5 protein-coding genes and 1 pseudogene are annotated in these 5,156 nt (G+C 34.5%); 5 read left to right on the forward strand and 1 reads right to left on the reverse strand.

The window, feature by feature from the left end:
* A pseudogene (locus tag MV589_RS06715) lies at positions 1 to 724 on the reverse strand (apolipoprotein N-acyltransferase); the annotation flags it as partial.
* A gap of 81 nt (positions 725 to 805) precedes the next feature.
* Between MV589_RS06715 and yajC the strand changes: the two are divergent.
* The 5 genes from yajC to MV589_RS06740 form a co-directional block, all read left to right on the forward strand.
* Complete coding sequence (gene yajC / locus MV589_RS06720; RefSeq protein WP_297433222.1) at positions 806 to 1,072, forward strand: preprotein translocase subunit YajC; 267 nt, start codon at positions 806 to 808, stop codon at positions 1,070 to 1,072.
* Positions 1,062 to 2,627, forward strand: a complete 1,566-nt coding sequence (gene secD, locus MV589_RS06725) for a protein translocase subunit SecD (protein ID WP_297433224.1) — start codon at positions 1,062 to 1,064, stop codon at positions 2,625 to 2,627. Before yajC ends, secD begins: the two co-directional genes overlap by 11 nt.
* A gap of 2 nt (positions 2,628 to 2,629) precedes the next feature.
* Positions 2,630 to 3,601: a protein translocase subunit SecF gene (secF, locus tag MV589_RS06730; protein WP_297433225.1), complete on the forward strand. Its 972-nt coding sequence runs from the start codon at positions 2,630 to 2,632 to the stop codon at positions 3,599 to 3,601.
* Between the two features lie 15 nt (positions 3,602 to 3,616).
* A complete protein-coding gene (locus tag MV589_RS06735) occupies positions 3,617 to 3,955 on the forward strand; it encodes a DUF6394 family protein (protein ID WP_297433227.1) in 339 nt (112 codons plus the stop codon).
* An 11-nt stretch (positions 3,956 to 3,966) separates the two neighbouring features.
* Positions 3,967 to 5,156 (forward strand): class I tRNA ligase family protein (locus MV589_RS06740; protein ID WP_297433229.1); only part of this gene is annotated, 1,190 nt, incomplete at its 3' end.

The raw sequence follows: 5,156 nt of genomic DNA on the forward strand, positions 1-5,156 counted from the left end.
TATTCATAAAGAGTGGAAAAACAGACTCTGGAAATACAACTAAATCATACCCCTCTTTTGTTGCTTTATCAATTTCGTTAAATATCATATTAACAGTTGGATAGAGGTTTTTTCTTTGCCATTTATCTTCTTGTTTTATATGCGTTGCAACAAGTTTTATCTTAATTGGTGCATCGTGTTGCGTTGGGTAGCCATAGTTAAACGCAGCCAAAAGTAAAAGAAGGGGGAGTGCTTTGAGCTTTTTATTTTTTATAAGAGCAGGTAGGCTAAGGGCTAAGAGTAGGGCAATAAATTGATATTTGTAAACGCCAATATAACTGTTTACAAATGGAAGTTCGAGTTTCATCCAGTTCCATCCAAGTGGTTCTATAAAACTAAGAATAAAGAGAAATAAAGCACGGATATAGGGCTTATCTGTAAAAGCCAAAGGTGCAAAGAATATGAGGTAAAGCAAGCCAAATCCAAAAGTTATAAAAGGTGTCATATAGCCTACACCATCATACTTAAAGCTATAGCCTATCCAGTAGAACCATAAAAGACCAATAAAAAACCCACTAAAGAGTATGCTGCGTTTAGGAATGTAGAGTAAAAGTGTAAAAGCTGTAATGCCTAAAAGAGTGTTTAGTAGTTTGTTTGTAAAACCATAATATGCTAAATAGATAAAGGCGCTAAAGAAGAGTGCTGTAATTAATCCTATAAAAAGGTGTCGAATAAAATATTTCATAATGAAATTGTACTTAATTTACTAGTTATTTAGTATATTTCTTGTATAATCTCCAAAATTTTACTCAAGGAAACCGAAACTATGGAAATAATTTCTCAACTATTACCGTTCGTATTTTTAATTGCGATTATGTATTATGTAATCATACGCCCTCAACAAAAAGAGGCAAAACAGAAAAAAGAGATGTTAGCAGCTCTTAAAAAAGGTGACAAAGTAATCACAAATGGTGGTTTTATTGTAGTTGTTCACAAAGTTGAAGAGAAGTTTTTAAGTGTTGAAATGAATAAAGACACAATTGTTAAAATTACAAAAGATTCCATTGCAAAGAAGTACGAGGATGAAGTTTAATTACCGTATTGTCATCTTTGCATTAGCATTAGTGTTTGGTATTGCGTTTTCTATGCCTTCACTTTTTCAGACAAAAGAGGGCAAAAAAATAACACTAGGTCTTGATTTACAAGGCGGTTTACATATGCTTTTGGGTGTAAAAACCGATGAAGCAGTAAAATCTCGTATAAAGTCTATTGCAGCAAGTGTGAAACATTATGCTGATCGTAAAGAGATTCTTATAGACAATTTAAGTTTTACTGCAACAAGCGTGAGTTTTGAAGTGCTTGATAGTGATGATGTCGCATCATTTCAATCATTCTTATCCAAAATAGAAGGCGCAAAAGTTGTGCAAAATGGTTCTACTTTTGTGGTCTCTTTTACTCCTAAAGAGATTCAAAAAATAAAGAAAATGGCTATTAATCAAGCTATTGAAACCATTAGAAACAGACTTGATCAGTTTGGACTCTCTGAACCGCATGTTGCAAAACAGGGGAAAAATCAGATTGTTGTTGAACTAGCTGGTATTAAGACACAACAAGAAGAGCAACGCGCTCGTAAACTTATATCTCGTGCTGCAAAACTGGAACTTATGGCAGTTGATGAAGCAAGAGATGCAAGAGTTTACAATATGAGTCCTGCAGATGCTGCTGAGTATGGTGATGTGATTCTACCTGATGCAAAACATCCTAAAGTAAAGTATCTTGTGCATGAGATTCCTATTTTAGATGGAAGTATGCTTACCGGTGCAAATGTCGGATTTAACAAAAATAATAAGCCTGTTATTGACTTTAAACTAAACGCAGAGGGTGCAGATATTTTTGGTGATTTTACTGGTAAAAATGTAGGAAAACGCCTTGCCATTGTTCTTGATGGTAAAGTCTTTTCTGCTCCAAATATTAATGAACGCATTGGTGGAGGTTCAGGACAAATCTCTGGTAACTATACAGTACTAGGTGCAAAAGATTTAGCTATTGCACTGCGTTCTGGAGCGCTGCTTGCACCTGTATATATGATGGGGCAGCGTTCAGTAGGACCAAGTTTAGGTGCTGACAGTATTAGAGAATCAATGATAGCGCTTGCTGGTGGTTTTATTTTAGTTATTATTTTTATGCTTGTTTATTATCGTATGGCCGGTCTGATTGCAAATATTGCTTTGATTGCAAACCTCTTTTTACTTTTAGCAATTATGAGCCTCTTTGGTGCGACTTTAACACTCCCTGGTATGGCAGGTATTGTCCTGACTGTTGGTATGGCAGTTGATTCAAATGTTATTATCTCCGAGCGTATTCGTGAACTTATTTACGAAGGCAAGTCAATGCACAAAGCCATTGAAGATGGTTATTCAAACGCAATGAGTGCTATTTTAGATGCAAATATTACAACGCTTATAGCTGCTGTTGTACTTTATGTATATGGTACGGGTGCTATTAAAGGTTTTGCTATTACTATGAGTATCGGTATTTTGGCATCTATGCTTACAGCTATTTTAGGAACACATGGTATTTACGATTTACTTGAGAAAAAAATTGGTAAAAGTAAAAACTACAAATTTTGGTTTGGGATTGAGGGGTAATTATGGAATTTTTTAGATACAAATCAGCTATTGATTTTATGGGTAAATCAAAAAAAGCGATTATGCTTTCCATAACTTTAATGTTGCTCTCATATGCGATTTTACTTACAAAAGGTTTTAACTACGGTATTGACTTTGCTGGTGGAACTATTGTTCAGGTAAAATATGATAAAGCTGCGCCAATTAAAGAGATGCGTGAAAAACTAAAATCAAATAAAATGTTTAATGATGCCTCAATTACACGATTTGGCTCTGCTGATGAAGTTGTTATTCGTATGAAAAGTACAAGTAAAAATGTTGCTGAGGGCATTGGTGATATAACAAGAAAGGCGCTACAAGGAACAGGGAATTTTAAAATTCGTCGTGTTGATATTGTTGGACCTACTGTTGGGAATGAGTTGCGTGAAAAGGGACTTATGTCAATGTTTCTTGCTATTGCAGGTATTTTAATCTATGTTGCGTTTAGATTTGAGTGGCGTTTTGCTGTTGCTTCTGTTGTCGCACTTATTCATGATGTCTCTATTGCTAGTGGTTTAGTTGCACTTTTTGGTATTGATGTAAATCTTGATGTTTTAGCAGCACTTTTAACTCTTCTTGGTTATTCACTTAACGATACTATCATTGTATTTGACCGTATTCGTGAGGGAATTGTAGAGTCTAAAAAGATGACGCTTAGAGAGACTATAAATGATTCTATTACAAGAACGCTATCAAGAACGACGCTTACATCACTTACAACATTCTTTGTAATATTTACGCTCTTCTTATTTGGTGGAGAAATTATCCATCCATTTGCATTTACAATGCTTGTTGGTATTGTTGTTGGAACGTATTCATCTATTTTTGTTGCTTCACCAATTCTTTTATGGTTTGGTTTTGATGTGAAAAAATACCATACAAAATTAGCTGAAAAAGCAAAAAGAGAAGCTGAAAAAAATAGAATGCGTGAACAGTTTGAATCAGGTGTGATGTAAAAGGAGCGCTAGAAGATGGATTGGGGTAAAGTAGTTTACGTATTTTTTTCATTGATGAGTTTGACATCAATTGCAGGGTTTTTATATGAAAATACTGCAATATCACTCTTTGTAGCTGCAAGTGTAAACTTAATATCGACAATCTTGAAAATAGGTGTTAGAAATTTGCTCTCAGCAGAACTTTTGGCATCATCTTTAGTTGCTGATTTACATCTTATTCCTGCATTTATTTTTTTAGTAATAGTTCAAGATGATTCATGGGCAATAGCACTGGCAATCGGTGCATTAATAGCAAATATCTTCTCAATGGGATTGGTTTACATTGAGAGTAGTAAAACACACGAAGAGTATTAAGAGGAAAGAGTTTGGAATATAGTGTAAAAGAAGTAGAAAAAAAATGGCAAGAGTATTGGAAAGAACACGAGAGTTTTGAGCCGAGTGATGATTTTACCAAAGAGAAAAAGTACATCCTTTCGATGTTTCCTTTTCCTAGTGGTCGTCTACATATGGGACATGTAAGAAACTACTCTATCTCAGATGCTTTTGCTCGTTACCATAGACAACAGGGTAAAAATGTTTTACATCCTATTGGATTTGATAGTTTTGGAATGCCTGCTGAAAATGCAGCTATTAAAAATGGAAGCCATCCAAAAAGTTGGACATATGATAATATTGATTATATGAAAAATGAGTTTTACTCTCTTGGTTTTTCATTTTCACGCAAACGCGAACTTGCAACAAGTGATGAACTCTACACAAAATTTGAGCAGGGTTTCATCATAGATATGTATGAAAAAGGGTTACTTTATCGTGAAAAAGGGATGCTTAACTGGTGTCCAAATGACCAAACAGTTCTTGCAAATGAGCAGGTAGTTGATGGATGTTGCTGGAGATGTGATACGCCTATTGTTAAAAAAGATATGAATCAGTACTACTTTAAAATTACAGCCTATGCAGATGAACTTTTAGCTGATTTGAAAAAACTTGATGGTGGTTGGCCAAAACAGGTTTTGACTATGCAAGAAAATTGGATAGGAAAATCAAATGGTCTTGCGTTTGATCTATTTTTTGATGAAGAGTCTCGTGCAAAACTTGATGATAAATTTGAAAGTTTTGATGTCTTCACTACTCGTCCAGATACTGTTTATGGAGTAAGTTATACTGCCTTAGCACCTGAACATCCTATTGTAAATTATATGGTTGAACATAAACTTTTAGATGATGAAGCAATTGCAGCAGTAAATGCTATGAAAAATACCTCTTCTATTGATAGACAAAAAGAGAAAGCAGGTTTGCCTCTTCATCTGAACGTTATTCATCCTTTAACAGGAAAAAAAGTACCTGTTTGGATAGCGAACTTTGTTTTGATGGATTATGGAAGTGGTGCAGTTATGGCTGTTCCTGCTCATGATGATAGAGATTTTGATTTTGCTAAAAAGTATAATTTAGAAATAAACGCAGTAATAGAACCTTTTGAAGGTGAACATGACTTTTCAAAAACTGCTTTTACAGAGGTAGGTAAGCTTATAAACTCTGAAGATTTTAATGGTATGAA

It is taken from the genome of Sulfurimonas sp., assembly GCF_026991475.1.
In the GTDB taxonomy this organism is placed as follows: domain Bacteria; phylum Campylobacterota; class Campylobacteria; order Campylobacterales; family Sulfurimonadaceae; genus Sulfurimonas.